The organism is Polaromonas sp. P1_G2, from assembly GCF_056405515.1.
In genome coordinates, this window is record NZ_JBFUBY010000476.1 from 1 (window position 1) to 1,723 (window position 1,723).

Consider the following 1,723-nt stretch of genomic DNA (forward strand, 5'->3'; position numbering starts at 1 on the left):
GAAGTCTCAAACGGTCGGTCCGCGCTAACGGCCGATTGCGAAGCGTGACTCTCCACCCCAGCACCCTAAACATACAAGCGAAGCGCAGCGTAGCGAGTTTAGCGAGACCCCGCCGTAGTCGAGCACCGCAGGTTGCCCGTAGCGAAGCGTAGGGACCCAGACTGCGGGTCGCCTTTTCTTTTGCTTACTTTTCTTTTGGCGAAGCAAAAGAAAAGTGAGTAGCCGCCGGGCTACCCCCGGCCAACTACCCTCAGCAGAGAGAGCAGTAGCGCAAAGGCCGGAGCAAGACTCGGCCAGCGCCTCAGCAAAGGCCAATTGACAGAAAACACCACCGTACAGCACATTACACAGTGACATAACAACCACAACATAGCGCCTAAGGAGGGCTCCCATGAAACACCAAGGACTTGCAACGCTATGCGTTGCCGCAGCTATCAGCATCACGCTCGCAGCCTGCGGCAAGAAGGAGGCGGCCCCCCAGCCTGCTGCTGCTCCAGCCCCCGTGACCGCACCGGCCCCAGCCCCCGCACCTGCGGCAAGCCCCGCATCCGCCATGTCTTCCGCACCTGTGGCCGCAACGCCCGCGGCATCAACCGACCCGGACAACCCCACACCCTTGCCGGCAAAAGAGATCAAAGGCACCGGCATCAAGCAGAAGCTGACCTACTACTACGCGCTGAACGCGGGCGCCGGCACCGTCAAACTCACGGCGACCGCCAAGAATTCACCGAGCGGCGCGACGCAGGCATTGGCGTTTGGGCTGTATGACCTCAAGGCCAACAAGCTTTGCTCCGAATCACACGGAAACATCAATGCCGACAAGACCATCGTGATCAATTGCCAGGTCGAAAAAGCCCAGCCGCTGATCCTGCGGCTGGACCTTAGCGAAGAGACCATTGACTATGCGATCGCGCTGGAAGGCCCGGTTGAGTTGCCGCCGCCCCAGGCTGCCGGCGCCGCCAAGCCTGTCGCGGGCGCGGGCTCCACCGACATCGACGAACCGACCCGCCTCAAGGGCAACCGCATCAAAGGCGAGGGAATCAAAAAGGCGGTGTCCTATTACTACGCCTTCAATGCCGGGCCGGGCGAGCTGGTCGTGACGGGCGACGGCAAAAACACCTCGGCCGCCGTGAGCAATGCCTTGACGCTGGGCTTGTACACCCTGCGCTCGGAACGGCTGTGTGAGCTGTCTCTGGGCAACACCACCCTGGACAAGCGCGGCGTGATGAACTGCAAGGTCGACAAACGCCAGCCGGTGATTTTGCGGCTGGACCTGTCGGCGGAGACGGTGGACTTTCGCGCCAAATTCGACGGCCCTCACGACTTCGATGAATTCACGCCGCCCAAGGTGGTGACCATCGCGCTGGATTCCGCGGTGCTGTTCGACACCGGCAAGGCGGCGCTCAAGCCGGAGGCTCGGCAGACGCTGCATGAGGCGGCCGATCGCGTGAAGAAGTTCGCGGATGCGGCGGTGATGGTGTCCGGCCATACCGACAACGTCGGCAATGAGGCCAGCAACCAGGCGCTGTCAGACAAACGGGCCGCCGCGGTGAAGGACTATTTTGTGTCGCAGGAAGGCGTGCCGGCGGCGGGCCTGGCGGTGAAGGGCTATGGCAAGTCGCAGCCCGTGGCCGACAACGCCACCGAAGAGGGGCGGGCCCGCAACCGGCGCGTGGACGTGGTGATCACGCCCAAAGGAAAGTAGGCAAATAAGACATTAACC

General features: G+C 62.4%; 1 protein-coding gene. It reads left to right on the forward strand.

Annotated features, from left to right (window positions below; genetic code table 11):
• The first annotated feature begins 553 nt into the window (after window positions 1-553).
• Window positions 554-1,705: an OmpA family protein gene (locus tag AC1D0P_RS25415; protein ID WP_477679267.1), complete on the forward strand. Its 1,152-nt coding sequence runs from the start codon at window positions 554-556 to the stop codon at window positions 1,703-1,705.
• Window positions 1,706-1,723: the final 18 nt, after the last annotated feature.